This window comes from Streptomyces sp. NPDC088354 (assembly GCF_044753585.1).
Lineage (GTDB): Bacteria > Actinomycetota > Actinomycetes > Streptomycetales > Streptomycetaceae > Actinacidiphila.
Genome location: NZ_JBIVNJ010000003.1, coordinates 388,662 through 415,536, shown reverse-complemented (window position 1 = coordinate 415,536; position 26,875 = coordinate 388,662). Strand labels below are relative to the sequence as shown.

13 protein-coding genes are annotated in these 26,875 nt (G+C 75.2%); 8 read left to right on the top strand and 5 right to left on the bottom strand.

Annotated features, from left to right (window positions below):
- Positions 1–202: 202 nt before the first annotated feature.
- The 3 genes from ACIP98_RS08045 to ACIP98_RS08035 all read right to left on the bottom strand — a co-directional run bounded on the left by ACIP98_RS08045 (position 203) and on the right by ACIP98_RS08035 (position 5,414).
- On the bottom strand, positions 203–3,166 hold the full coding sequence (locus ACIP98_RS08045; RefSeq protein WP_401974336.1) for a glycoside hydrolase family 2 TIM barrel-domain containing protein: 2,964 nt from the start codon (positions 3,164–3,166) through the stop codon (positions 203–205).
- Positions 3,167–3,593: 427 nt separating this feature from the next.
- On the bottom strand, positions 3,594–4,133 hold the full coding sequence (locus tag ACIP98_RS08040) for an AAA family ATPase (RefSeq protein WP_319657974.1): 540 nt from the start codon (positions 4,131–4,133) through the stop codon (positions 3,594–3,596).
- 549 nt (positions 4,134–4,682) lie between these two features.
- On the bottom strand, positions 4,683–5,414 hold the full coding sequence (locus ACIP98_RS08035; RefSeq protein ID WP_401974334.1) for a transporter substrate-binding domain-containing protein: 732 nt from the start codon (positions 5,412–5,414) through the stop codon (positions 4,683–4,685).
- A 154-nt stretch (positions 5,415–5,568) separates the two neighbouring features.
- On the opposite strand from ACIP98_RS08035, the gene ACIP98_RS08030 reads away from it, so the two are divergent.
- The 7 genes from ACIP98_RS08030 to ACIP98_RS08000 all read left to right on the top strand — a co-directional run bounded on the left by ACIP98_RS08030 (position 5,569) and on the right by ACIP98_RS08000 (position 22,139).
- The gene (locus tag ACIP98_RS08030) at positions 5,569–6,423 is read left to right on the top strand and encodes a DUF4132 domain-containing protein (protein ID WP_401974332.1); all 855 of its coding nucleotides are present in this window, start codon (positions 5,569–5,571) and stop codon (positions 6,421–6,423) included.
- Positions 6,420–11,408 (top strand): hypothetical protein, encoded by a 4,989-nt coding sequence (locus ACIP98_RS08025; protein WP_401974331.1) that lies wholly within the window; start codon positions 6,420–6,422, stop codon positions 11,406–11,408. The genes ACIP98_RS08030 and ACIP98_RS08025 overlap by 4 nt, the downstream gene beginning before the upstream one ends.
- A complete protein-coding gene (locus ACIP98_RS08020; protein ID WP_401974329.1) occupies positions 11,405–12,589 on the top strand; it encodes an AAA family ATPase in 1,185 nt (394 codons plus the stop codon). The genes ACIP98_RS08025 and ACIP98_RS08020 overlap by 4 nt, the downstream gene beginning before the upstream one ends.
- Positions 12,586–16,140 (top strand): DUF5682 family protein, encoded by a 3,555-nt coding sequence (locus ACIP98_RS08015; protein WP_401974327.1) that lies wholly within the window; start codon positions 12,586–12,588, stop codon positions 16,138–16,140. The genes ACIP98_RS08020 and ACIP98_RS08015 overlap by 4 nt, the downstream gene beginning before the upstream one ends.
- Positions 16,137–17,870: a hypothetical protein gene (locus ACIP98_RS08010; RefSeq protein ID WP_401974325.1), complete on the top strand. Its 1,734-nt coding sequence runs from the start codon at positions 16,137–16,139 to the stop codon at positions 17,868–17,870. Before ACIP98_RS08015 ends, ACIP98_RS08010 begins: the two co-directional genes overlap by 4 nt.
- Positions 17,871–17,948: 78 nt before the next feature.
- Positions 17,949–18,236: a hypothetical protein gene (locus tag ACIP98_RS08005; RefSeq protein WP_401974323.1), complete on the top strand. Its 288-nt coding sequence runs from the start codon at positions 17,949–17,951 to the stop codon at positions 18,234–18,236.
- 507 nt (positions 18,237–18,743) lie between these two features.
- Positions 18,744–22,139, top strand: a complete 3,396-nt coding sequence (locus tag ACIP98_RS08000; protein ID WP_401974321.1) for a lectin — start codon at positions 18,744–18,746, stop codon at positions 22,137–22,139.
- 17 nt (positions 22,140–22,156) lie between these two features.
- On the opposite strand, the gene ACIP98_RS07995 is transcribed toward ACIP98_RS08000, so the two are convergent.
- A complete protein-coding gene (locus ACIP98_RS07995; RefSeq protein ID WP_401974319.1) occupies positions 22,157–23,083 on the bottom strand; it encodes an ABC transporter permease in 927 nt (308 codons plus the stop codon).
- On the bottom strand, positions 23,080–25,755 hold the full coding sequence (locus tag ACIP98_RS07990) for an alpha/beta fold hydrolase (protein ID WP_319657985.1): 2,676 nt from the start codon (positions 25,753–25,755) through the stop codon (positions 23,080–23,082). Before ACIP98_RS07990 ends, ACIP98_RS07995 begins: the two co-directional genes overlap by 4 nt.
- A gap of 135 nt (positions 25,756–25,890) precedes the next feature.
- Between ACIP98_RS07990 and ACIP98_RS07985 the strand changes: the two genes are divergently transcribed.
- Complete coding sequence (locus ACIP98_RS07985) at positions 25,891–26,853, top strand: aldo/keto reductase (RefSeq protein WP_319657986.1); 963 nt, start codon at positions 25,891–25,893, stop codon at positions 26,851–26,853.
- Positions 26,854–26,875: the final 22 nt, after the last annotated feature.

Here is a 26,875-nt window from a genome sequence, read left to right as displayed (position 1 = left end):
TGGACCGCCGACCCGGCCCGGTCCCGCGCCGTCCCGCGGGCCGGCCGGGTCAGCCGTCCAGGCCCCAGAACGATCCGCGCTTCATCGCTGCTCCTGACGTGGGTGCTCCTGACGCGGGTGGGGCCGCCGTACCCGGTCTGCGCCCCGGCGCGCCGCCGGACGGTGGGATCCGTCCGGCGGCGCCGCGGTCGGTGGTCCCCGGTCAGTGGTCGCCGGTCAGCGAGGAGAAGGTGAACGAGAAGGACGCGGGGGCGGCGTCCAGCCGGTACCGGGGGAGCACGCCGGGGCCGCAGGACTGACTGCCGATGCCCTGCTGCGCGTGGTCGAGGTTGACCCACAGGGTGTCGCCCGGCACGAGCGCGGTCGTGTGCGCGGCGGCGTCCAACTGCTCGGTCGTCCACGGACGGGCGGTGAACCAGAAGGGCGGCTCGCCCTCGACGGCCACTCCCGTGCCGTCCTCGCGGCGCAGCCGCACCCACCGCACGTCGGCGCGGGCTCCGTTCTCCTGCGGGCGGACGTAGGGCGTCTGCAGTGCCTCGACCGGCGCCGTGTGGCGGCCGATGCGGGACGCCGTGCGCGTGTCGGGGTAGGCCTCGCCCGGTCCGCCGCCGTACCACTCGGCCGACGTCAGGGTGGAGCACAGGCCGAGCCGGACGCCGAGCCGGGGCAGCGGCAGCGTCCACACGCCCTCGGGCGTGACGTCGACCTCCAGACGCAGCCGGTCGCCGTCGGCGGTCCAGCGGTAGACGGTGCGCAGCGCGAACCCCTTGGCGGCAGGGGCGACCCGGGTCCGCACGGTCAGGCCGCCGTCCTCCACCACGACCTCGTCGACGCGGTGCCGCATGCGGTGCAGCCCCGCCTCCCGCCACAACTGCCCGTAGCGCTCGTCGGGCTGCCAGGGAGCGCCCTCGTCGTTGTCGGTCGGGGCCCGCCACACGTCCAGCCGGGGACCGCGGAGCGCGTAGCCGTCGATCAGGCGCAGCTCCCCGCCCGCCGCGTCGAACGTACCGGGACCGAGCAGCACGACACCTCCCTCGGCGGCCCGCGGCGAGTGCGGCGCGGAACCTCCCGCGGCGGCGCGCGCGGTGGACGGGACGAGCGCGGGCCACTGGCCCCAGGCCACCTCGTGCCCGGCCGCCGCCCACGGCATGTCCCGCTCCAGGACCGCCCTCACCTGCCAGAACGCCTCCCCGACCAGGTCGGACGCGGCGGGCTCGGGCAGCTTCAGCTCGGTCGACTCGCCGGGTGCCAGCGGCGGCACGGCCAGGCAGTCCTGCGCCGCGGTGACCCCGTCGACCTCGTACGTCCAGGTGAAGCGCAGATGCGAAAGGTCCGCGGTGTCATGGGTGTTGGTGACGCGCACGGTGCCCGCGGCGGCATCGCCCTCGATGCGGACCGGTTCGATCACCTTCTTGTACTCGACGAGACCGGGTGACGGCGTGCGGTCGGGGAAGAGCAGCCCGTCGCACACGAAGTTGCCGTCGTGCATCTCCTCGCCGAAGTCCCCCCCGTACGCGTACCACCGGTGGCCGTCCGGGGTGCGGCGGGCGATGCCGTGGTCGATCCACTCCCACACGAAGCCGCCCTGCAGACGCTCGTGCGCCTCGAACAGCCGCTGGTACTCGGCGAGGCCGCCCGGCCCGTTGCCCATGGCGTGCGCGTACTCGCACAGGACGAAGGGCATCGCGCGGCGCCTGGCGTCCAGTTCCGGGTCGCCCCAGGGGAGCTCCTCGCGCCGGCCGATCAGCTCGACCTCGGCGTGGTCGGCGTACATCCGCGAGTACAGGTCGGTGTCGGCGCAGGACAGGTCGCCCTCGTAGTGGATCGGCCGGTCGGGGTCGCGCTCGCGGATGCGGCGGGCCATGGCGGACAGGCCGCGGCCGGTGCCGCACTCGTTGCCGAGCGACCAGACCACCACCGAGGGGTGGTTCTTGTCGCGCTCGACCATGCGGTCGGCGCGGTCCAGCAGCGCCGGGGTCCAGCGGTCGTCGTCCACGGGGTTGCCGGCCCAGCCGACCTCGCCGAAGCCGTGGGTCTCCAGATCGCACTCGTCGACGACCCACAGGCCCAGTTCGTCGCACATCTCCAGGAAGGCGGGGTGCGGCGGGTAGTGGCTGGTGCGGACGGCGTTGATGTTGTGACGCTTCATCAGGAGCACGTCCTCGCGCATCGTCGCGAGGTCCAGGGCCCGCCCGTGCGAGGGGTGGAACTCGTGCCGGTTGACGCCCCGGAAGAGGACGCGCCGGCCGTTCACCGTGAGGACGCCGTCCTCGACGGCGACGGTGCGGAAGCCGATCCGGAACGGGACGCGCTCGCCCACGCCGGCCAGTTCTGCGGCGTACAGGCGCGGGACCTCCGCGCTCCACGGTTCGACGGGCAGCGTGACCGACGCGCCTGCGGCGATGTCGACGCCGAGCTCGGGCACGGTGACCCGGCACCCGGACGGGGCGTCGACGCGCAGCGTGCCCGCGCCGCGGGTGTGGTCGTACGCGGCGTGCACGAAGAAGTCGGGCACGCATCCCTCCGGCCGGTGCAGCAGCGTGACGTCGCGGAAGACGCCCGGCAGCCACCACATGTCCTGGTCCTCCAGGTAGCTGCCGGAGGACCACTGGTGGACGCGGACGGCCAGCACGTTGCCGACCGGGCGCAGCAGGTGCCCCACCGCGTATTCGGCGGGCAGCCGGCTGCCCTTGAAGACGCCCAGCTCCTCGCCGTTGAGCCAGATCCGCGCGCAGGACTCGATGCCCTCGAAGCGCAGGACGCATTCGCCGCCGGCCGGCCAGGTCTCCGGCAGCGCGAAGGCGAGGCGGTGGTCGCCCGTCGGGTTCTCGGTGGGGACGTGCGGCGGGTCGACGGGGAAGGGGTAGCGGGCGTTGGTGTACCAGGGCGCGCCATGGCCGTGCAGCGGCCAGTGGGAGGGCACCGGCAGCATGTCCCAGCGCGAGGCGTCGAAGTCCTGGCGGACGAAGGCGGTGTCCTCGGCTTCCGCGGCCGGGGACAGCCGGAACCGCCACAGGCCGTTCAGGCTCAGCCGCGCCGCGTCCGAGGCGGGGGTCCAGGCGCGCGGCGGCAGGGCGCCGCTGCCGGGGGAGAAGTCCTCGTAGTAAGGGAGTTCCGGTGCCCCGGGCGTCCGCGTGGACGCCTGCCGGGGCTGGGGCATGCTCATACGGCTCCTCGGTCGGCCCGGCGCGCCGGCCGGCGTACCGGGCTCGTGGACGGTGAGGGTGCGGGCCACCCGCTGACGAAGGTGATCATGGGCAGGGGCGCGGCGCCAGGAGGCGCCCCGGTACGCCGGGAGGGACCACGCCGGACGCCGTACGCCCGGGGCGCGCACCGTGCGGCGCGGGCCGGAACCGTACGGGTGTTCCGGCCGCGTCGGCACCGGCGGCCTCCCGCTGCGACGAGGGCGGCGGTGCACGGTCGCGGGCGGTGGCGGCCCGCCGTGCGGATGCCCAGGGACGTGCCCCTCATGGCGGCCCCCTGCGCCCCCTCGCCGACCGGCCTTCGCACCGGAAGGCTACGGCGGCGCGCGGGCCTTGCGCAGCCCCTTGCGGCAACCCGCGGGGGGAAGCCCGGGTGGCCGCCCGCGGGCCTCACCCCCCGGTGATCGCGCGGGCCAGCGCCTTGACGTCCGCCGGACGGGTCGTGTCCACCCGGTGCACCCGGCCCAGGGCGAGCGGCACCGCGCCCTGCACCCACAACCGCCAGTCCTCCTCCGGGAAACGCGTCACCTCGGTGTGGACCGGATGCCGTAGCGGGGCCCGATCACGGACCCTGCGGCGCGCCGTCTCCGCGGGTACCGCGCACCACACCTCGTGCACGTCGTCGGCCCCGGCGCGCGCGAGCCCCGCGGCCACCAGCGGTCGCGTGTGCGCGAGCCAGGGGCTCTCCAGCACCGCCCCCCTCGGCGCGTCCGCCAGCAGCGTCCACAGTGTCTCGGCGGCCGCGGCCCCCAGTGACCGGCTCCATTCCCGGGCGGGCCGGTCCGCCGGGCGCAGCGCCGCCAGGGTGTCGGCCAGCGTCTCCTTGACGGAGTCCTTGCTCAGCAGGGGGAGTTCCAGTTCGCGGGCGAGCGCCCGCGCGAGCGTCGTCTTCCCGGCACCGGGCAGACCGTTGACCAACACGGCTAACATGACGCGACCTTAACCACCGGCCGTGGCCGGAATGTCTCATCCCAGCCGACTTCGTCGACGTGTCGAGGGTGCCGCCGCCGTCGGCGGCGGTCCGCCGCGCCGCCTGTCCCCGCCCGTGGCAACGCGGTGGCGCCGGCCGCGAGGGCCGCGGGGCCGTGGCACGGGATGCCCCCACGGCACGCGGCCCGGGGGAAGCTGCCGGATGGTCCCGGCGACCCACGACGAGGAGGACGCTTCGGACTCTCCGCCTCCCGACGCACCGCAGGCGGGGGCGACTCCAGCGGCGGCCGGGGGCGAGCCGGCGTGCGGCCAGGGCCCAGGTGTATTGGTCACGAGCGTTGCCGACACCGGGGCGGGCTTGATCAAGGCGAAGACCTCCGGTGCGGTGGAGCTGTCCAGGACTGCACCACACGGAGGTCTTCGTGTCCCACCGCGATGCCCGGCCGACCGTTCACGGCAGGCGGCTGCTGGTCGAGCGTGTCTGTGCGGGGCGCCCTGTCGCGCACCCGGCGGCCACCCACCCATCACCCGCGTGAACGACGCTGCGGGTCAATACCCCTGGGCGGGCGGCGCCACCAGCGTCGTGGACTGCCCCGCGTCCTGCAGCGCGGCGGCGACAAAACCGCCGGCCTTCAACTCCTCGACCACCTCACGCAGGAACGCGACCGTCTCCGGCCGCCGCTTCCGGGTCGTGCCGACCGCCTGCCGGATCTCCATGAACCGCTCGTCGACCAGCCGCAGTCCGGGGTGGGCCGCGACGAAGCCGGTCATGGGCTGGCGGATGCCCGCAGCGACCTCCAGGCCCTCGGCGAGGAACACCTCCACTCCCTCCTCGCCGCGCACCACCGCGGCGTGCCGCAGGGTGCGGGTGAGGAAGAGGTCGTAGGCCGAGCCCCGTTTCACGCCGATGCGCACGCCCGGCCGGTCCACGTCTGCCGCCGTGCCGATTGACGAGTCCTGGGGCACGGCGTAGACACCCTCGATCACCACGTACGGAGCGGTGAAGGCCACGTCCGCCTCGCGGGCGGGCTCCACGGCCAGGAAGCAGAGGTCCGCCAGGCCCGTCGCCATCGCCTCGTAGGACGTGCGGGCCGCGTCGAAGCACAGGAACTCCACCGGCATGCCGAGCCGTGCCGCGACCTCCCGTGCGATGGCGACCGTCACGCCGCCGGGTTCCCGCTCGGTGCCGTGCGCCAGTACCGGATTGCCCAGGTTGATCGAGGCCCGCAGAACCCCGGTGGGGGCCAAGTCCTCGATGACGTCGGTCGTCGCGATGGTCATGGGGCCGAGTCTAGGAGTCCCCGCCGACAACGAGGCGGGTGAGGCGTACGCCCGCGGCCCCTTTCCTCGGGTCTCCACAGGCTCGCGGCGGCGTTGTCAGTACCCGCGCCTACAGTTCCGGTCACTTGATCAACCCGGTGCAGGGAGGCACACGATGGGGTGGGTGACGGCGGGCGACTACGAGGTCTCCCTCGACGACGGAAAGGTCGTCTGCCGCAACGCGGCCGGCCGGCGGCTGAAGTCCGTTCCGGGCAAACTGGCCGACGACCCCGCGGTGGTGGGGCTGCGCCAGCTCACCGAATGGCTGGACCGCCACGAACGGCAGTGCCTGGCCGACGTGGAGCGGTGGATGGTGCGCTCACTGCCGGTGCCGATCGCCGTCGTCGCGGCGGTGTGGCCCGACCCGGCCTGGCAGGCCGCCCTGCGGGACGTCGTCGTCACCGGTGCCGACGGGCGGGTCGCCGGCTTCCTGTGCGACGCCGGGTCCGAGCGCGGGCTCGGGCTGGTGGACCTGGACGGAGACACCGTGCGCATCGCCCCCGAACTCGTGCGCATCCCGCACCCGGTGCTCTTGGACGACCTCGAGGACCTGCGCGAGTTCGCGGTCGAACTGGGCGTGGAGCAGCGGGCGCAGCAGCTCTTCCGCGAGGTCTGGCACCGCCCGGCGGACCTGGACCCCGAGGGCACCGTGGTCGAGGACTACGCGGGGGGCACGTTCAAGGAGCTGCGCTTCCTGCACGGCCGCGCCACCTCGCTCGGCTACCGGGTACGCGGAGGGCACGCCGTCTGTCCCGTCCTCGAGGACGGCCGGTCCGTCGAGGCCCGCATCTGGATCGGCGACTACGACGGCTGGAGCGAGACCGAGACCGGCCCCCTGTCCTGGACCGACAGCGCGGGACGCGCCCTGGGGCTCGGTCAGGTCGGCCCCGTCGCCTGGTCGGAAGGCATGCGCATGGCGGCCGCCCTCTACGCGGGCCGCGACATCGAGGACGAGGAGCAGGCGGCATGAGCACCCACGACCGGAACAGCGTCACCGCGCTGCTGGACGCCGGAGCCGTCCTGCCCCTGGGCACCATCGCGGGCGAGGAGGCCGACACCCTCACCGTGCGCGGCTACACTCACCCCGTGCTCGACGGCCGCCGTGTCGTCCGGCTCGTCCCGGGCACCCTCGGGGAGGCGGAGGACCTGGCGCTGGACTTCCTCGGCCTGATCCGCGAGCCCGAGACACCCGAGGTCGGACAGGTGCGCCGGGAGACCCTCGGCTTCCCCGCCTGGGCCCTGGTCAACGACCCGGCCAACGGCCACCACGCGCTCGCCCTGGTCAAGGACATCGAACGGCTCGCGCGAATCGCCAAGTCCCGGGCCGGAGCCGCCAGGGACGGCTTCGAGGCCCTGGCCGAACGTCTCGGCCGCGCGGTGCCGCACTTCCTGCCCACCTTCCACGAGCAGGCTGCCCGGGTCTTCCTCCAGCACGAGAACACCACCTACGCCGCCGCCTTCTTCGGCAAGGCCCGTGCCGCCGAGCGCGTCCACGGCCTCACCGTCGACGAGGACCGCCAGCGCGCCGTGTTCCTGGAGTTCGCGTTCGCGGGCGCCCTCACCGTCAAGGCGCTCAAGGAGCACGTCAAGGACCTCGCGCTGCGCCTCGACCCGTCCGAGGCCTGGCGGCAGTTCCGCCAACTCGCCGTGGAGCGCTGCGCGGCCGGGATGCCGCCGTACGCCTCGCTGCCGCAGGACGCCCGCGCGCTGATCAAGGCCGCCGGGCTGAACCGGGTCACCGAGGAATGCGCCCTCGTCGCCGACCTGCTGGCCTCGCCCGCCGTCGTGCGCGCGCCCGGCTCCTTCTGGACCGCCTACCGGCCCACCCTGGTCGTGCTCGCCGAGCGGCAACCGGCGGTACGGGCACGGCTGCTGGAGATCATGCCGACCGGCCTGGGCCGCGACCCGGAGCACGACGAGTTCTGGCTCGCGCTGCTCGCCGAGACCGGCGCCGACACGCTGCTGACCGGGGAGGCCGGCGAGACCGCTGCGGCCGTCGACGCGGCGGACTGGCTGACCCGCTGGGCCACGCACCGCAAGCACGGCTCACCCAGCTCCGAACGCTCCGCGTCCACCCTCGCCCTGGTCGCCCGGATGGCTCCCCGGCTGCGCGCCGACGGACGTCCCGTCGACCTCTTCGCGGCCCGCTGGCGCGTCGGCGCCGAACTCGACCTGCTCGACCTGTGCGCGGCGGAGGGCGTTCCACTCACCGTCCCCGAGGCCCCCGGGAACGTCCACCTGCCGCTCGCGCCGTGGCTGCTCGACCGCGGTACCGGACGGCGCGACCTCGTGGCCTGCGGCGCCGACCCCCGCCTGCGGCGCCTGCTGCACCACGCGATCGGCCAACTCGGCGACCAGCGCACGCAGACGGCGGCGCTGGAGGCCCTGGCCGCGCACCCGGTGCTCAGCACCGTCCTGCACGCCTGGCTGGACGAGGCGGCCGAACGGTTCACCGGCGCCCGCGGCCTGCCCGCCTCGCGCGCCGTCCTCAGCCGCATGCGGTCCTTCCGGTCCGTCGCGGCACGCGTCAACCCCGGCGCCGTCGCCCGCGTCGCCGGCCACGACCTCGCTCCGCTGCTCGGCCGCACCCTGCGTGAGGGCATCCTCGACGAACTGGGCTGGCCGGCGCTCGAGGAGGCCATCGAACTCCTCGACGCCGCTGTCGCCGCGGCTCCCGGGGAGCACGCGCTCGGGATCGCCGAGGCCTGGCCCGCCCTCGTCCTCTCGCGCAAGCACAAGGTCGTGGTCGTCGGCCCCGACAAGGTGCTCCTCGAACACGACCTGCGTATCCCCGTCGAACTCGACCGCTGGCACCGGCCCGAGTTCCGCTACACCGACGGCGAACTCCTCGTGATGTGGCGGGAGGGCGACAAACAGCGCGGCTACTGGTCAGCCCGCCCCGCCGACATCTTCACCCTCGGCGGCGAGCCCCTTCCGACGTGGTGGCACGCGCAGGTCGGCGCGCCCTCGATCCCCCTCCCCGGCGGCGGCCGCGCCACCGGCGGCCGCACCCTGCACGCCGGTGACACGGTGGTGCCGCCGAGCCACCCGGTCCTCGGCGACGGCACCTCCTTCTGGCGCCAGGGCAAGCAGGGCCGCGAGCAGGTCTGGATGGAGTACGACCCGGTCACGGGCACCCACGGCCGCGCCTCGCTGCCCGCCTTCCTGCGCTCCGGCATCCGCGAGGGCGCCCGGCTCCAGCAGGACGACTGCGAGGTCCTGCCGCTTCAACCCGGCCTGGAGACGTCACCCTTCGGCACCGACGGCACGGTCCTGGGGCGCTGGGTCCGCGTCGAGGGCGAGGGAAGCGAGGCGCGCTGCACCGCCGGCACGCCCGACGGCCGCATCGTCGGTTTCCCCCTCCTGAAGGCGGCGAGCCGTTCCCGGGCCGTCCCGCTCGGCGCGCTGCGCCTTCCCGGTGGCGCCGAGCCGGTCGTGGCGCACACCGGCCAGGCGGTGTCGCTCCACGTGGCCGGCGGAGCGACCGGTGCCGACGAACTCGCCACCTTCTCGGTGTGCGGGAACGGTGGGGAGTTCGCCGCCGGCACCCGGCTCGTCCCGCCGCTCCCCTTCTGGCACGCCCTGCGCCCGCGAGACGAGAAGGGCTCGGCCGTGCTGCGCGCCTTCACCGACGCGCAGGCCGCCGACGTGCTGAAGACCACGGCGAGCGCCCTCGCCGAACGCGGCGCGGAGGTGGCCCGTACCAAGGAGTACACCGGCCCCTCCGCCACCGCCGTGGCACGCGCCTGCGTGGCGCGGGCCCTTCCCGGGCTCGCCGAGAAGCGGCTGATCGAGGGAGTGAGCGCGCTGGTGCAGGGCGTCCTCCGCCACGTGGAGGGCGTGAACGGCTTCGTCGCACCCCCGACGGAGCGGACGGCGCAGTCACGCAGCCGTACCGAGGGCATGTTCGCCGACCACAGCCCCGAGCACGGCGACGACCACACCCTGCGCGGCGCCGTCGCCGGCATCGTCGACGACGGGTACTCGTGGTGGTCGCGCGACACACAGTGGGCCACGCTCCGGCAGATCCGCTCCGTCAACCACGTGCTGTCCGGTCGCCCCGCCGAGGGCAAGCCGCTCCCCGGCCGGGACAGGATCGGCGCCCTCGGCGGCGGATGGCACAGCGACGAGTACACCGTCACCGGCATGGGACTGACCTGGCCGTCCGTCCTCGGTGCGCTGCGCGCGCTGGCCTTCCGCGCGGCGTCGCCCGCCGTCCCGGCGAAGGAGCGCGAGGCGCTGTGCCTGCTCTTCGAGGCGATCGCCGCGGGACGACTGGCGGCGCCCGGGGGCGGGCTCCGCGAGGTCGTCCTCGGGGAGAAGCACGAGACGCAGCAGCGAGTGGGGCAGGTCCTGCGCCGCGGTGACCGCACCGTGGTGATCCTCGCCTGCAAGAACGTCGACGGACAGCGTGAGCAGGTCCATTGGGCCGCCCTCGACCACGACCCCTCCGGAGCCTTCGGCGCCGTCGCCCACTTCACCTCGGAGGGGGAGAGCGACCGCACCCCCGACCTCCCGGCGGGGCGACTGGACGAAGTGATCCGGCTCCTGCGGGACAAGGGCGCGACGCCCTGGCGGGAGGGCGGCCCGGGGGAGCTCGTCGCGGCGACGGGCGGCGGCCTCGGCCCCGTACAGGCGGCGCTGCTGCTCGCCGGCATGCCCCAGGACCCGGACACCTCGGCACTGGCGGCCGTCGGGCTGAAGCCGCGTCAGAGGGCGTTCGGCGAGGGACTGCTGGCCTCGCTGGGCCAGGACGGCCAGACGGCCCTTGCCGGCGCCCTTCTGCCGGAGGAACCGGCTGAACTGTGGACCACCGGGCCCGACATCGCGGCGGCAGGCCGCGTCTGGGCCGAACGGCTCGGCGACTTCGTCCGCCTGCCGGAGGAGGTCGCCGGTGAACTCGCCGGCGTTCCGGCCGGGGCCGCCGAGGCGGTCCTCAATCCCGCCCGGACCCCGTGGCTCAGCCGCACCACCGTGCAGCGGCCCGACAAGGACGGCGACCTCGTTCCCCAGGACCCCCACGCGCTGCCCGGACGGCAGGACATCCCACGCTCCGTCGCCGCGCTGGCACAGCTCGCCTACGGCCTGCCCTACGGGCATCGGCTGCGCGCCGCGCTGCCCGGCGGCCTGGCCGCGCTGCGCCGCCGGCTCGCCGATCCCGGACTGCTCGTCGACGCCGACATCGAGTGGACGGCGAAGGGCGGCCCCACCGCCGTTCAGCTCCGCAAGGCCTACGGACTGCCCGCGACCGGCGGCGCCGACGCCCATGGCCTGACGCACGTCGGCGAGGCCCTGGTGCTGCGCCCCTGGTACGGCGACACCGAGACCGTGCTCGTCCGCCCGGCCGGGCTGACCGGGCCCGACGACGCCGTCTTCGGCCTCGTCGAGGGACTGGTGGGTCCGCACCGCGGCGGCGCCCTGCACGGCCTGCGGGCCGTTCTCGGTGACGGACTGGAGCGCGCGCTCGCCGCGGGCACCGGCCCCGATTCCCCGGCCGGCCATGCCCAGGACCCCACCTTCAGTGTGCCCGATCTCGTCGCCGAGGTCGCCGCCGCCCACGGCCTCGGTGAGGACGCGGCCGCGCTCTACCTGCAACTGCTCGCCCTGCCGGACCCCACGGACCGCAACTGCGCCCGCTGGACAGGCTGGAAGCCCGCGCGCATCAAGAAGGCCCGCACCGAACTCGCCGCGAGCGGCCTCGTCGTCGAGGCCCGCCGTCCGCGGGCCGGGCGCACTCTCTTCCTGCCCTGCGGCTGGCGCGACCTCAAGGCACCCGCCCTGCCGGTGGAGACCTGGAAGGAACGCCTCTACCCCGTCCGCGACCACGTCAGGACCGTCCCCCTGCTCCCGGTATCCGAACTGTTCACCGCCGCCTGGGACCGTGTCCGCGACGGCGACGCCCCCGCATTCGAAGAACTCACCACCCGCGCCACCCGGAAGGGCCGCCGCCGATGACCACCACCGCACCCCCCGCCGACACCACCGCGCCCGCGCGGCGGCAGGTCACTCCGCCCGAGGACCGGTACGCCACCGAGCTGGCCTTCCTCGCCGCCCACGACACCGGACCCCGCCCGCCCTCCTGGCGGCTCACCCCGCGTGCCGTCGTCACCTTCGTCATGGGCAGCGGTGGACAGCCGCTGAAGCTGCCGGAGGACGCCGTGGTGCCAGGCGACGTCCCGCGCCGGCTCGTGGTCGAGGGAAAGTTCGTCGGCGACCGCGCCCTGGTGGAGCGGTGCGTCGTGACGCTCGCGGGGGAGCGCGGGCTGCTGCTCGTCGGCGAGCCCGGTACCGCGAAGTCGATGCTCTCCGAGCTGCTGTCCGCCGCCGTCTGCGGCACCAGCGGCCTGGTCGTCCAGGGCACCGCCGGCACGACGGAGGACCAGCTCAAGTACGGCTGGAACTACGCCCTGCTGCTCGCCCAGGGACCCAGCCGGCAGGCGCTCGTCCCCTCGCCGGTCCTCACGGCCATGTCGTGCGGCGCCGTCGCCCGCGTCGAGGAGGTCACCCGCTGTCTTCCCGAGGTGCAGGACTCCCTGGTCTCCCTGCTCTCCGAGCGGCGCATCGCGATCCCCGAACTCGCCGGCGGCGAAGACGCCTTGGCGCACGCGGCACCCGGTTTCACCCTCATCGCCACCGCCAACCTGCGCGACAAGGGCGTCTCCGAGATGTCCGCCGCCCTCAAGCGCCGCTTCAACTTCGAGACCGTCGGCCCCATCGGCGACCTGGACGCCGAGACCGCGCTCGTGCGCAGCCAGTCCCGCGCCGCCGTCGAACGCGCCGGGGCGCCCTACCAGGTCGACGACGCCGTCCTGGAGGCCCTGGTCACCGCTTTCCGCGACCTGCGCGAGGGCCGCTCCGCCGAGGGCTGGGAGGTGGAGCGCCCCTCCACGGTGATGAGCACCGCCGAGGCCGTGTCGGTGGCGGGCGCGCTCGCCCTGGCCGCCGCGTACTTCCCCGGCGACCGCGACGTGCTCGGCCTGCTGCCCGGGCATCTGCTCGGCGTGGTGCGCAAGGACGACCCGGCCGACGCGGCACGGCTGCTCGGTTACTGGGACGGTCCCGTCCGGCGCCGCGCCGAGCAGGGCTCCCCGACCTGGCGCACCCTGTGGGAACTGCGCACCGTGCTGGAGGGATGACGGCCGTGTCCCGGACCCCCGACGCCGCCCTCGCGGCGTTCACGGACACGGCGGCGCCGTACCTCGTCGGCGTGCGCCACCACGCGCCGTCGCTCGCGGCCGCCGTGCCCGCCCTGCTGGACGACGCGAAGCCGGACGTCCTGCTCGTCGAACTTCCGGGCGAGATGCAGGAATGGCTGCCCTGGCTCGCCCACGAGGAGACCCGGGCACCCGTCGCCCTCGCCGCCGCCCCCGGCGACGGAGCGGGCGGCGGGCCGGCCTTCTACCCCTTCGCCGACTTCTCGCCCGAGCTGGCCGCCGTGCGCTGGGCGGCCCGGCACGGCGTCCCTGCCGTGGCCTGCGACCTGCCGCTCGCCGATCGCGCGTGGGCCGCCGGCCGGGAAGCGCCGGGAACGGCGGGGGAGTCCGGGCCCGGACTCCACGCGGCCCTGCGCGACCGCGTCACCGGCCGCCCCGGGGACGACCTGTGGGACCGCCTCGTGGAGGCCACCGCCCCCGGTTCGCCGCCCGAGGCGCTGCGCCGTGCCGCTCTGCTGACCGGATGGGCCCTGCGCGAGGACGCGGCGGCCTCCGGCGGTGTCCCCGCACTCGACCTGCGGCGCGAGGCGTGGATGCGGTCCCGCCTCGCGGAGGCCACGGCCGGCGGGGCCCGCGCGGCCGTGGTCGTCGGCGCCTTCCACGCCCCGGCGCTGCTGCCGGCTGCGACCACCGGGAGCGCGTCCGCGACCGGCGAGGACTCCGGGACCGCGGCGCGCGAGGACGACCGCCCCTGGACGACCTCCCTCATCCCGTACACCTATGCGCTGCTGGACGAGCGCTCCGGCTATCCCGCGGGCATCCGCGACCCGGAATGGCAGCACCTCGTCCTCGACACGGCCGGCGACCCCGACGCCCTCGAGAACGCGCTGATCCGCACGGCGGTCCGGGTCTGTGCCGAACTGCGGGCACTGGGCCACCCGTCGGGTCCCGCCGACGCCCGGGAGATCGGCCGGCTCGCCGGCGACCTCGCACGGCTGCGCGGACTGCCGGCCGCCGGGCGGGGCGAACTCGTCGAGGCCGTGCAGACCGTGCTCGCGCAGGGCGAACCGTACGGGCGGGGACGAGCGGTCGCGCGGGCCATGGAGCGCGTCCTCGTGGGCAGCCGGAGCGGGCGGCCCGCCCCCGGCGCCCCGCGCAGCGGACTCGCCCCCGCGGTGGAGGCCGAGGCCGCTGCGCTCGGACTGCCGGGACCGGAGCCCGCGACGGCGGCCACCGACGCCCGGGACCTGCGGCTCGACCCAATCCGCTCCGACCTCGACCGCCGGCGCGAACTGCTGCTGCGCCGACTGGCGGTGTGCGGTGTGCCGTACGCCGAGCCGAGGGACGTCAGCGGCGTCGGCGGAGCCGACGCCCTCACCACCCGCTGGCAGGTGCGCTGGACACCGGCGACCGCCGCGATGCTCACGGCCGCCGGCACCCGCGGGGTCACCGCGGCGCAGGCCGCCGAGGGCGTGCTCCGCGAGCGCCGCCGCTCGGAGACGGAGGAGGGCGGCCCGACCGCGGCCCAGACGCTGCGCGGGCTCGCGGAGGCCGCCGAGTGCGGGCTGCCCGTACTCACCGACGAACGGCTGACCGAGGCGGCGGACGTCCTCCCCGGCACCGGCACCCTGCCCGAACTCCTCGGCGGCCTGGGGCTGCTGGACCGCGTGCGCGCCGGGCACGTCGCCGGCCTCGGTCCCGACGAGGACCGCACGGCCCGCGCGGAAGCCGTCGCCGGCCTGCTGACGGCGGCCGCGGTGCGCCAGGTCGACGGTCTCACCGGTTCCGAGGATCCCGCCGACGCCCACGCACTGCTCGAACTCGCCCATCGCGCCGACCGGTTCGGCGGTATCCGGCTCGCCGACGCGCTGGCGCGCCTCGCGGCCGGAGGATCGCCCCTGATGCGCGGCGCCGCCGGTGCCGTCCGGGTGCTCCTGGGCCACGAGCCCGCGCACGACCTCGGCACCCGGGTCGCCTCCTGGCTCGACGGGGCGACCGACCCGCCCTCGCGCGCCGCCCTCCGCGCCCGCCTCACCGGCCTGCTCACCGCGGCCGGCCCGCTCCTGGAAGCCGCCGCCCCGGCGCTCGAACCGCTGCTTGACCGGGTCGCCGACCTCCCCGACCGCGCCTTCCTCGACCGGCTCCCCGCCCTCCGTGGCGGCTTCGACACCCTCAGCCCCGCCGCCCGCGACCGGCTACTGACGGCGGTCGAGGAACGCCTCGACATCAGCGGCATCGCCGACACCGCGGGAGCGGACCCCCTGGCCCTCGCCGCGTGGACCCGCGCCGACCTCACCGCCCGCGCCACTTTGCAACGCCTGGGCCTGCTCCCTCCGCGTGACGAGCCGGCGCCGGAGCGGGCGGCGCGCGACGCGGTGCCGGGTGCGCGTGATTGCGCACCCCGTACGACGGACGACCCCTCGGGACGCACCATCGGCGCCGCGGACCGCTGGCGGCTCGTGCTCGGCCGCCGGGCGGAGCGACTACCGCGCGGCGCGGCGGCCCTGGCCACCGCCCTGGACGAGCTGTACGGCCGGGGCCGTGGCGAAGGGAGCCGCGGCGACATGGCGCCCGGCAACGGCGGCGGCCGGGAGGCGGCCTACCCCGGGGTGCGCGAATGGTCGGAGGAACTGGCCGCGTTGTTCGGGCCGGGCATCCGTGAGGAAGTCCTCGCCGCGGCGGCCGCGTCGGGCCGCAACGACGCCCTCACGGAACTCGACCCGGACAGCGTGCGCCCCTCGGTGGAGCTGCTGCGCACGGTGCTCGCGCACGCCGGAGGGCTGCCCGAGGCACGGCTGGCGGCCCTCCGGCCCCTCGTCCGCCGCCTCGTCGAAACCCTGACGCGGCAGCTCGCCACGCGCCTGCGCCCCGCGCTGCACGGCGCCGTCGTCCCCCGTCCCAGCCGGCGGCCGGGCGGCGGTCTCGACCTGCCGCGCACCCTGCGGGCGAACCTCGCGACCGCCCGCCGCGCCCCCGACGGCACGGTCCAGGTCGTCCCCGAGCGCCCGGTGTTCCATACCCGGGCCAGACGCGCCGCGGACTGGCGGCTGATCCTCGTCACGGACGTCTCCGGGTCCATGGAGGCGTCGACGATCTGGGCGGCGCTGACCGCGTCCGTGCTCGCCGGGGTGCGGACCCTGTCGACGCACTTACTGGCCTTCTCCACCGAGGTGATCGACCTCACCGACCACGTCACGGACCCGTTGTCCCTGCTGCTGGAGGTCAGCGTCGGCGGCGGCACCCACATCGCGGCCGGACTGCGCCACGCGCGCGAGTTGGTGACCGTGCCGTCGCGCACGCTCGTCGTGGTCGTCAGCGACTTCGAGGAGGGCTACCCGGTCGGCGGACTGCTCGCCGAGGTCCGGGCGCTCGTCGGCGCCGGCTGTCACGTGCTGGGCTGCGCGAGCCTCGACGACACGGGACGCCCCCGCTACTCCACCGGTGTCGCCGGACAGCTCGTCGCCGCGGGCATGCCCGTGGCCGCCCTCAGCCCCCTCGAACTCGCCCGCTGGGTGGGGGAGAAGATCACATGAACCCGAACCTGCCCCCGGTCGCGCCCGCCGTCACCGCCGCACTCGTCACGGCACTCTCGCCCCGGCTGCGCAAACGCCTCGACGCGGCCGCCGCCAAGCTGGCCGGCCGCCCGGTCGTCCGAGACGGCGACACCGTGCGCGTCGCGATCGACGACGACACCGACCTCGAACTGCACGCCCCCGGCGGCACGGTGACGAGCACCGGGGCCATCCGCTGCGGGTGCCTGCTCGCCCCGGACTGTCTGCACCGGGCCTCCGCCGCCTCCGCCGCGCCGGTCGCAGAACCCGACGCCGGTGACACGGAGCCGGTGGGCGCCGAGCCGGACGGGGTCGCCGCACCGCCCGAGGCGGCGGAGACCGCCACCCCGCAGCAGTGCGCCGCCGCCGGCGCCGTGCGCGGCGCGGCCGCCGCCGTCCTCGAGGCGGGCGTCGACGGCGCCGGCGCCGTGCCCCAGGCGGAGTTGCTGCGGGCGGCGCACACGGCCCGGATCGCCGGCCTGCCCCGGATCGCCTCGGCCGCCGTCTCCGTCGTCACGCGGCTGCGTGCCGCCCGCTCCGGCGACCCGGCCCACCGCCTGGCCGACCTGGTCGAGGCACTGCGCGAACTGCTCGGCCCCGCGCACCGCGTGCCTCACGCCGCGGGCCCCGAACTGGCCGCCGTGCGCGGCACCGCACGGCAGCCCTACAGCCCGGACGGCTCCTTGCGGCTGTACGGCCTGTTCTCCGAACCCGTGCTCACCGCGAGCGGCCACGCGGGCGCCGTCACATGGACGGCCGACGCAGACGGCCGGCTCCACACCGTCTCCGACGTCCTCCCCGGCGGACCGGGAAGGGCCACCGGCGCCGCCGACCGCAGCGTCCGCATCGGCGACACCGCCCTGACGCACCGCGAGTTGTCCCGCGCGGGACTCGCCGTGTCCGGCGCCACGGTCTCGCCCACCGGCCGTCTCGGCGCGGGCGCCGGGGTGCGTGCGGTACGGGCCTCCGGCGCGTCCTGGACCGGCGAACCGCTGGACCGCCTGTGGTCCGTACCCGTCGCCGACCAGGCCGCCCGCGCCCTGGCCACGGGCGACGGCCTGCTCTTCCTCGACGTCACCCTCACCGGTACCGTGCGCGAGTCCGGCGGGGACTGCCTGCTCGCCGACTGCGACGGCCTGACGATCCGGCTCACCGCCGCCCACGACCACCCCGCCCTGCCGTACCGGGACAATCTGCGGCTCCTTGCCGCCGCCCCCGGCCTCCGCCTGCGCGTCGTCGTCCGTCTCGACCCGGCACCGCATGCTCGCGCCCGGCTGCTCGCCCTGAGCCATCCCACGGACCCGGAGACACGACTCGACGCCGGCCTCGACCGCCTTCAACGTGCCGACCTGCCCACGTCCGGGCTGCCCGCGGGCCCCGCCGCCCCTCTCGCCGCCTCAGACGACGCGCCCCTGCACCTGCTGCACCGCCGCGTCCAGCAGGCGGTGTCCGGCGGCCGCCGCGTGGTCGCCCTCCCCTCCACCGTCCCCGCCGACACCCACCGCCTGCGCCGCGCCGGGCTCGCCACCGCGGCCGACCTCCTCGCCGACCTCCACGCCCGCGCGGCCACCCGCGACCGCGACGCCTTCGGCCGCCTCCTCCCCACCGACCCCGTCCACTTCGCCCACGCCTGGCTCGCCGCCGCCACCTACACCGCCGAGGTCGAACGCGCGCTCTGTGCGGCCGCCTGGGGCACCGACGTTCCTGAGTGAGCCGGTGACCCACCCCGCTCCGGCCTCACGCCGGGCCATGGCCTTGCCCCGTGGGTGGAGGCCGGGAATGCTGGGCCGATGCCGGGGCAGCGCAGGAGGAGACGTCAGCGGCGCGACGAGAGGGAGCGGGCCGCCGCACGGTTCGCGCCGGAGACGGGCCACTGGGAAGTGCTCTTCGAGACCCAGGACGCGTCGGAGTGGCGTGCGCACATGCGCCGTCTGCGATCGTCCGGCACGCGGATCGACTGGACGGCGGTGCGGATGGACACGTTGTGCGGCCGCCTGGTCCATCCGACCGTCTACCGGCTGAGCCTCTTCGTGCCGGACGCCGACCGCGATCCGCGCCAGGGGCCCGCCGGCAGCTGATCCTTGCGATCGTCCGACAAGCCGGGGGGTCGCGTCGCGCCCGGAGCGGCCCCCTGAGTTCCGGCCGTCTTCCCCGTCATGCCTGAGCGGGGCGAGTGCGGTCGCCAACGGGGCCTGTTTCCGTCCGACTTCGGGCCGCGTCGGGCCAAGGACCCACGTCCCGCCCCCGGAACGGGCCGTGCGCGGGCGCGTTTCCGGCGCCCTCCTGCGACGGCCGGCGGAGCCCCGCCGGCCGCACGGTCCGCCCCGGTACCAGCCCCGGTACCAGCCCCGGATCCGCGCGTGGAGCCGCCCCGGGCGCGCGCGGCCCCGTTTGGCGCGATCCGTTCGCCCGGGCGTGTGGTTCACGTGTGCATCGAGGGCCCTGTGTTGACAGGTATTCAGCTGAGGCGTTTCACTCAAGCCCGCTGGCAACGTTGTCAGGAGCCGGACAACGTTGTCGTGCGTCGAGCGAGTGCGGCGCACCCTCAGTCATCCGTGAAGACGACCCGGTTGTGGAGGCACGTGATGGCAAGACCCTGGCGCGACCTGCTGATCCTCAGGCCCCATCTCCCGCGCGTACGGCGCCTGCGCGTTCCGCTGGCGGCGGTCGCCGTCCTGAGCCTCGCGGCCGGACCGCTGCAGGCGGCCTCCGCCGCGGCACCCGCCGCTGACGTCCCCTGGGTCGACGACCCGGCGTCGTTGGTCAATCCGATCATCGGAACATCGGGTGCCGTGGACACCTTCCCCGGTCCCGACATGCCCTTCGGCATGCTCCAGTGGGGGCCGGACACGACCCCGGACCGCCCCTCCGGCGGCGGTTACGAGTACGACGACAAGAAGATCTCGGGCTACAGCCTCACGCACATCTCGGGCCCCGGCTGCCCCGCCGCCGGTGACGTGCCCGTACTCCCCGTCGCCGGGTCCCTCACCGGCGACCTGAGCGCCACCTCGACCGGCTTCAGCCACGCCAACGAGCAGGCGGAGGCCGGCTACTACCGGCTGACCGACGACGCGGGCATCACCACGGAGCTGACCAGCACCACCCGCGCCGGGCTCGCCACCTTCACCTTCCCGGGCAGTGCCGACTCGCACCTGCTGCTCAAGCTCAGCGGCGGTGCCACGCAGATCGACAACACCCGCGCCCAGGTGGTCAACGACCACGAGGTGTCGGGCGCGGTGAGCAGCGGCCACTTCTGCGGCGCCGACAACACCTACACGCTGCACTTCCGCATGACCTTCGACCGGCCCTTCACCAGCAGCGGCACCTGGGTCGGCTCCTCGGTCAACCCCCAGGCGAAGTCGCTGCGCCTCGGCGCCCCGGAGCAGCCGCTCGCGCCCCCGGCGACCCGCGGTCCGCAGAAGGAACGGCACTTCACCGTGCCGGGCCGCCCCGGACCCCGCGCCGGCCACGGCCCCGGCGGCGACTCCGCGAAGGGTTCGGAGACCGGTGGTGCCACCCCGAGTGCGGGCACCCGCGCGAAGCCCCCGGTCACCGGCGCCAACGGCATGTACCTGACCTTCGACACCACCACGCAGAAGGCCGTGAAGGCCAAGGTGGCGATCTCGTACACCAGCGACGCCAACGCGGGGAAGAACCTGACCTCCGAGATCCCGGGCTGGAACTTCGCCGGCGTCCGGCAGGCCAACCACGACGCGTGGAACAAGATCCTCGGCCGGCTGCGGATCGGCGGCGGGAGCCACGACCAGCAGGTGCAGTTCTACACCGCGCTGTACCACTCGCTCCTGCACCCCAACGTCTTCTCGGACGTCAACGGCGAGTACGCCGGCATGGACGGCGAGGTGCACACCGTCCGCAAGGGCCACGCCCAGTACGCCAACTACTCCGGCTGGGACACCTACCGCTCCCAGACGCAGCTGATGGCCGTCGTCGCGCCGGACGTCACCAGCGACGTCGTCACCTCCATGGTCAACGGCTTCGACCAGACCGGGCTGTTCCCCAAGTGGGCGCAGAACAACGGCGAGAGCTACGTCATGGTCGGTGACCCGGCCGCCGGGATCATCGCCGGCGCGTACGCCTTCGGGGCCCGCGACTTCGACGCCCCCGGCGCACTGGACTCCCTCGTCCACCAGGCCACCCACCCCAACAACGACCGCCCCGGCCAGACGGTCCGCGACGCCAAGGGCTACCTGCCCATCGACGGCGGCGACTGGGGCTGCTGCAACTTCTACGGCCCGGTGTCGACGCAACTCGAGTACGACAGCGCCGACTACGCCATCGCCGCCCTCGCCACGTCCCTCGGCGAGAACGGCGTCCACCGCACCTTCGCCACCCGCGCCCAGGACTGGCAGAACGTCTTCAACGTGCGCACCGGCTACGTCCAGGCCCGCACCGCCTCCGGCGCCTTCGCCACCGGCTTCGCGCCGGGCACCTCCAACGGCTTCGTCGAGGGCACCTCGGCGCAGTACACCCCGATGATCCCGTTCAACCTGAAGGCGCTGATCGCGGCGCGCGGCGGCGCGGACGCCTACGACGCCTACCTCGACAGCCTCCTGTCGGACATCGCCCACCCCGGCGGCACCAACGCCGACCTCAGCAACGAGCCGAGCGTGGAGATCCCCTGGGAGTACTCCTACCTCGGCCGTCCCTGGAAGACGCAGGCCGCCGTCCGCGAGGCCCAGCAGAAGCTGTACTTCAACGCGCCCGTGGGGCAGTTCGGCAATGACGACCTGGGTGCGATGAGCTCCTGGTACGTCTGGTCCGAGCTGGGCATGTACCCGCAGACGCCGGGCACCGACACCCTGGTGCTGGGCAGCCCGGTCTTCCCCAAGGCGCAGATCCGCCTCGGCGGCGGCCGAACGGTGAAGATCAACGCCCCGCAGGCCGCCACGGACGCACCGTACGTGCAGTCGCTGCGGGTCGACGGCACGGCGCACAACGCCGCCTGGCTGCCGTTCGCCGACCTGAGCGAGGGCGCCACGCTCGACTTCACCCTCGGTACCAGCCCCAACACCTCGTGGGCGTCGGCGCCTTCCGCGGCCCCGCCGTCGGACGCCACCGGCCAGCGGACCGTGCTGGCGGGCTCCGGCCCGTCCGGCGCCGGCCTGGTGCTCGCCCCCGGCGGCAGCGGCACCGGCACGCTCGACCTGGCCAACATCGGCTCCAAGGAAGAAGTGGTGCGCTGGACCGCGCAGGTGCCGTCCGGGGTCTCCCTGGACGCCGACTCGGGCTCGCTCACCCTGGGGGCGGGGGCGAAGGAGTCCCACCCGGTGACGGTGACCGGCGGCAGCGGGGAGGGCACGTACGACATCGTCTTCTCGCTGAGCACCGCGTCCGGCAGTGACCTCGGCACCACGGTGCTGCACGTCGCCGTCGCCGCACCGGGCGCCCTGTGGCCGTACTACACCAATGAGGGTGTCCACCCCGACGGCAGCCAGTACAACGGCGGTTTCGACGGCGGCGGCTGGGCGTACTCGAAGGAGGCGCTGGCCGCGGCCGGCGTCCAGGGCGGCAGCACGGTGACCGCCGACGGCATCACCTACACCTGGCCCGGCACCACGGCCGGGCAGCCCGACAACATCGAGGCCTCCGGGCAGACCGTCCCGCTGAACGCGCCCGCGGGGACGGTGTCCGTCGGCCTGCTGGGGTCGGCGACCAACGCCTCGTCCGCCGGCGCGACCGGCACCTTCACCGTCACCTACGCCGACGGCAGCACGGCGCAGATCCGCTCCGGCTTCTCCGACTGGACGCTGGGCGGCGGCGGGGGCAAGCCGATCCCGGGCAACACCACGGCCGTCACGACGGCCTACCGCAACACCGGGAGCGGCAAGCAGGACAAGGTGGCCACCTATGTGTTCGCCGTGAAGCTGCCCGTGGACGCCGCCAAGCGCGTCGCGAGCATCACCCTGCCGGCGACCGCCGACGGCACGGCGCACGTGTTCGCCTTCGGGTACGGGAGCTGACACCGCGTCCGGGTGGCTCAGGACACGACGTCCTTGCCCCGGAACCCGCGGTAGGCCAGGGCGAGGAAGACCACCGCGAACGAGACCGACACCGACACTCCCTTGAGCATCCCGGCCCACTCCAGCCGGGGCTGCAGCGCGTCGAACCACGCGTACTGCCAGTGCGTCGGCAGGACGCTGCGCAGGGAGCCCAGGGCCGTGATCGCGTCGAGGATGTTCGACAGGATCGCGACCCCGACCGCCCCGCCGACCGCCCCCAGCGGGGCGTCGGTGACCGTCGACAGCCAGAAGGCGAAGCCCGCGACGGCCAGTTGGCAGGCGAAGACGTACAGTGCCGCGATCGCCAGGCGCCCGGCCGCGGTGCCCGGCGGCAGCGAGCCTGCCGAGGTGAGTTCCATGTCGTGCCAGCCGTAGGCGAGGGTGCCGACCCCCAAGGAGACCGCCGGCAGGGCGAGCACCGCGACCGCGCTGAAGACCAGCGAGACCAGCACCTTGCTGGTGAGCAGACGGGCCCGGGGCACGGGCGCGGCCAGCAGGTAGCGCAGCGAGGACCAGCTCGCCTCGGAGGCGATGGTGTCCCCGAAGAAGAGTGCGACGGGGATCGTCACCAGGAACCCGGACGAGACGAAGAGCACCGCCAGCGCGAAGTTGACCCCGGAGGCCGTGGCCACGTCGATCATCGTCGGCACCGAGTCCCGGCCGCTGGGCGTGCCGCCGATGGCGAACGCGGCCCAGACGACGACGGGCAGGCCCAGGACGACGGCGAGCGCGACCAGCGTGCGCCGCCGCAGGAGCTGCCGTACCGCCTCCACGCGGAAGGGCAGGGTGCGGGCCGGGCGGTACCCCGGCGCGACCTCCGCGGCGCCCTCTGTGCCCGCCGGGATCGCGGTGCCCGCCGGGCTCGCGCCGTCCGCGGTGTCCACAGTGTCCAAGGGGTCGGTCATGCGGACTCTCCGATCAGGGTCAGGAACGCGTCCTCCAGGCGCCGGTGCGGCCCGACCCGCTCCACCGGCACGTCCAGCCGCAGCAGTTCGGTCAGCAGCTCGGGCACGGTCGTCGTGCCGGGCCGCACCAGCAGCCCGTCCTCCACGGACTCGGCCGCCGCGATCCCCGGCAGCGCGGCGAGCTTCGCGGCGACGGCCTCGCGGGCCCCCTCCGGCATCCTGGGGGCGCCGACGAGCAGCACCTCGCCGCCGCCGGAGATCTCGCCGACCGGGCCGGCCGCGATCAGCCGTCCCTTGTCCATCACCACGAGGTGCGTGCAGCTCTGCTCGACCTCCGACAGCAGGTGGCTGGAGACGATGACGGTGCGCCCGGCGGCCGCGTAGCGCCGTACGACGTCGCGCATCTCGCGGATCTGCGGCGGGTCCAGGCCGTTGGTCGGTTCGTCGAGGATCAGCAGGTCGGGCAGGCCCAGCATGGCCTGAGCGATGGCGAGCCGCTGCCGCATGCCCTGCGAGTAGGTCCGCACGGCGCGTTCCAGGGCCTCGCCGAGACCGGCGATCTCCAGCGCCTCCTCCACATGGGCGTCGGCGGCCGGGCGGCCCGTGGCCCGCCAGTACAGCTCGAGGTTGGCCCGCCCGGTCAGGTGCGGCAGGAAGCCCGCGCCCTCCACGAACGCGCCGACCCGCGACAGGACGGGCGCGCCGGGCCGGATCGCCTGCCCGAAGACCCGGATGCCGCCCGCGTCGGGCCGGATCAGGCCCATCATCATCCGCATCGTCGTGGTCTTGCCCGCGCCGTTGGGGCCGAGCAGCCCGAGCACCTGGCCGCGCTCCACGCGGAAGGACAGCTCCCGCACCGCGTAGCGGTCGGCCGCGCCCTTGTACCGCTTGGAGAGCCCGGAGATCTCCAACGGCACGCCGGCGAGCGCGGGATCGGGGGCCTGCCGCACAGTGCCCGCCCGCCGCCGCCCGGTCAGCAGCAGCGCCGCGGCCAGCGCGAGCGCGGCGAGGGGCAGTACCCACACCCAGGCGGGCAGCCCGCCCTGGTCCGTGGTCAGGGCCGGGTCGACGGGCACGGTCAGCGCGGCGCCCGCGGGCAGCGACACGCGGTACGTCGCGGGCCGCACCGGGGAGGAGTAGCCGAGGTCGGTGCTGGACAGCACCAGCCGCAGCCGGTGCCCCGCGGCGAACTCGTGGTCCACGGCGGGCAGCCTGACCGGCACGATGCCCTTGCCGTCCGCGCGCAAGGGCGCGACCAGTTGGTGCGGCAGCGACTCGGCGCCGCCCGGCCCCACGTCGTACAGCTTCGCGAAGAGCACCGCGCCGTCGGGGGCGTCGGTGCGTACGTCCACCCGCACGCTCGCGGCGCCCGTCAGCCGCAGCGGGGCGCGCAGCGGCGCGGAGTCGAAGGCGGCGCGCTGACCGGGGAAGTCCAGCGACAGGGACAGGCCCTGGCCGAGGTCGGAGAGCTGCGACAGCGCGCCGACGCCGGGCACCGCCGAGATGGCGGGCGGGTTGCCGCCGGCCGGGTTGGCCACCGACTGGGCGCCGCCGGTGAGGGCGACCCGGCGGGTCCGCGTGCCGTCGAGCCCGGGATAGGCGGGCGCGTCGGCGCCGCGCTTGATCGCCCGGCCGTCGGTGGTGTCCACGCCGCCGGCCCGGGTGACGCGGAAGGCGGGGCCGGTGCCGACGCCGGCGTCCTTCTTCAGGTAGTGGTCGAACCAGGCCGTGATCCGGCCCTCGACCCGGTCGGTCTCCTGGTCGCCGCCGTCGTGTCCGCCGGAGAACCAGTCGACGGCGACCGGCGCGCCGCTCGCCGCGACCGCCCGGGCGATGGCGTCGCCCTGGTCCAGCGGGAAGAGCGAGTCGTTCTGGCCCTGGACGACCAGGGTGGGCACCTTGATGCTCGCGGCGACCGACGAGGGGCTGGAGCGCTCCAGCAACTGCCGGGTGGCGGCGTCCTCCCGCCCCGATACCGCCGAGCGGTCGTACATCGCGCACAGTTGGGCGGTGAAGCCGCACTTCGCCCCGTCCGCGCCGGTGGAGAAGAAGATCCCGGCCCACAGCTTCTTGAACACGCCGCCCGGGAACAGGGCGTCGGACAGGTTCCACCAGGTGATGGCGGGAGCGATGGCGTCGACCCGCCGGTCGTGGCCCGCGGCGAGCAGCGAGACGGCGCCGCCGTACGAGGCGCCGGTGACACCGACCCGCGGGTCGTCGGGACCGTCGCTCAGCACCTCGGGGCGCCTGCCCAGCCAGTCGATCAGCCGCGAGACGTCGGCGACCTCGGCGTCGGGGGAGTCGAGCCCGATGCGGCCGCCGGACCGGCCGAAGCCGCGCGCCGACCAGGTCAGCACCGCGTAGCCGTGCCGGGCCAGGTCCTCGGCCTGCGGCCGGACGTCGTCCTTGCTGCCGCCGAAGCCGTGCGCGAGCAGGACGGCGGGCCGCGGCGTACCGCCCCCGGAGGTGAAGTACGACGCGTCGATGCGCACCGTCCGCGCGCTGCCGGGGGATTCCGGGAGGGAGAACACCCGGTCCTCGCGGTGGACGGCCGCCGGGCCGTCGGCCGCGGCCAGCGTCACCGCCCCGCCGCCGGCCAGCAGGGCGAGCGCGGCCACCCCGGCGGCGAGACGCCGCCGGGTACGCAGGGGCCTGGGCAGGGCCAATCGCATGCGGTGATCCTCGGGTGGGAAGGGCACGTGCGCCGGCGGAGTTCCGGTGCCTTCCACTATGCATTCCGGTGATCACCCGCGACGTCCGTCTCAGGCACCGGATCGCCGTACTCCACCGGGAGTACGGTGGCGACCGTGCCTCTGGACCGCCTCGCCACCGCGCCCCTGCCCCGCCTCGGACTCGGCCTCGCCGCCGTCGGAAGGCCCGGCTACATCAATCTGCACCGGGATGCCGACCTGCCCGCCGACCGCACCGTCGACGCGATGCGCGACCGGGCCCACGAGGTGCTCGACACCGCGTACGCCGCCGGGATGCGCTACTTCGACGCGGCCCGCTCCTACGGCCGCGCGGAGGAGTTCCTCGCCGGCTGGCTCGCCGCCCGCCCCGAGGTCAACGACGTGGTGGTCGGCAGCAAGTGGGGCTACACCTACACCGCGGACTGGCGCTCCGACGCGAAGGTGCACGAGGTCAAGGACCATGCCGCGGCCACCTACGACCGGCAGATCGTGGAGACCCGGGCCCTGCTCGGCGACCGGCTCGACCTCTACCAGATCCACTCCGTCACCCCGGACAGCCCGGCGCTGGCCGACCGCGCCCTCCACGAGCGCCTCGCCGCCCTCGCCGCCGAGGGCGTCGCCGTCGGCTTCTCGACCAGCGGTGCGCTGCAGGCCGAGGCCATCCGCAGGGCCATGGAGGTGACGGTCGACGGGCAACGGCTCTTCACGGCCGTGCAGGCCACGTACAACCTGCTCGAACCCTCCGCGGGACCGGCCCTCGCCGAGGCCCACGCCGCGGGCCTGACGGTCATCGTCAAGGAGGGCATGGCCAACGGCCGCCTGGCCCAGGCGGAGCCCGGCTCGGTCCTCGCCGAGGTCGCCGGCGGGGCGGGCGCCACCCCGGACGCCGTCGCCCTCGCCGCGATCCTGCACCGCCCCTGGGCGGACGTCGTGCTGTCCGGTGCGGCCACGGGCGCCCAGGTGGAGTCCAACGCCGCCGCAGTCGTCCACCTGAGCGCGGAACGCCTCGCCCGCCTCACCGCCCTCGCCGAACCGGCCCCGGTCTACTGGCGGGAGCGCTCCGCCCTGCCCTGGACCTGATCCCGCCGGCCGGGACCTGCCT

What these genes read in the sequence shown, in the direction of transcription:
- ACIP98_RS08045 (WP_401974336.1), bottom strand. Translation starts at nt 3,166, where the DNA reads ATGAGCATGCCCCAGCCCCGGCAGGCGTCCACGCGGACGCCCGGGGCA.
- ACIP98_RS08040 (WP_319657974.1), bottom strand. Translation starts at nt 4,133, where the DNA reads ATGTTAGCCGTGTTGGTCAACGGTCTGCCCGGTGCCGGGAAGACGACG.
- ACIP98_RS08035 (WP_401974334.1), bottom strand. Translation starts at nt 5,414, where the DNA reads ATGACCATCGCGACGACCGACGTCATCGAGGACTTGGCCCCCACCGGG.
- ACIP98_RS08030 (WP_401974332.1), top strand. Translation starts at nt 5,569, where the DNA reads ATGGGGTGGGTGACGGCGGGCGACTACGAGGTCTCCCTCGACGACGGA.
- ACIP98_RS08025 (WP_401974331.1), top strand. Translation starts at nt 6,420, where the DNA reads ATGAGCACCCACGACCGGAACAGCGTCACCGCGCTGCTGGACGCCGGA.
- ACIP98_RS08020 (WP_401974329.1), top strand. Translation starts at nt 11,405, where the DNA reads ATGACCACCACCGCACCCCCCGCCGACACCACCGCGCCCGCGCGGCGG.
- ACIP98_RS08015 (WP_401974327.1), top strand. Translation starts at nt 12,586, where the DNA reads ATGACGGCCGTGTCCCGGACCCCCGACGCCGCCCTCGCGGCGTTCACG.
- ACIP98_RS08010 (WP_401974325.1), top strand. Translation starts at nt 16,137, where the DNA reads ATGAACCCGAACCTGCCCCCGGTCGCGCCCGCCGTCACCGCCGCACTC.
- ACIP98_RS08005 (WP_401974323.1), top strand. Translation starts at nt 17,949, where the DNA reads ATGCCGGGGCAGCGCAGGAGGAGACGTCAGCGGCGCGACGAGAGGGAG.
- ACIP98_RS08000 (WP_401974321.1), top strand. Translation starts at nt 18,744, where the DNA reads ATGGCAAGACCCTGGCGCGACCTGCTGATCCTCAGGCCCCATCTCCCG.
- ACIP98_RS07995 (WP_401974319.1), bottom strand. Translation starts at nt 23,083, where the DNA reads ATGACCGACCCCTTGGACACTGTGGACACCGCGGACGGCGCGAGCCCG.
- ACIP98_RS07990 (WP_319657985.1), bottom strand. Translation starts at nt 25,755, where the DNA reads ATGCGATTGGCCCTGCCCAGGCCCCTGCGTACCCGGCGGCGTCTCGCC.